This window comes from Pseudomonas sp. SIMBA_068 (assembly GCF_046534705.1).
Taxonomy (GTDB): Bacteria; Pseudomonadota; Gammaproteobacteria; order Pseudomonadales; family Pseudomonadaceae; genus Aquipseudomonas; species Aquipseudomonas putida.
Map to the genome: position 1 here is coordinate 1 of NZ_JAWRYI010000557.1, position 270 is coordinate 270.

Here is a 270-nt window from a genome sequence, read left to right on the forward strand (position 1 = left end):
ATGCAACATCACAGCATGTTAAGTGCTTTTTACCTAAGGCTGGTAATTCGTTATTCATACTTTCGTTCGCGTAGCGCCAGTTAGTTTCTGATTGTGGCTCAACACCACCAGAACCACAGAAAACACCAACACCGCCATCAAGTACTTTAAGTGAACGGTAAACCTCAACTGTGAAGTCAACGTGTCCAGGAGTATCGATAACGTTGAAACGGTGATCTTTCCAGAAACAGCTTACAGCCGCAGACTGGATAGTAATACCGCGCTCAGCTT

General features: G+C 44.8%; 1 protein-coding gene. It reads right to left on the bottom strand.

The window, feature by feature from the left end; genetic code table 11:
• Window positions 1-270: GTP-binding protein (locus SB756_RS30390; protein WP_410913280.1), on the bottom strand; the 270-nt coding region annotated here is incomplete at both ends.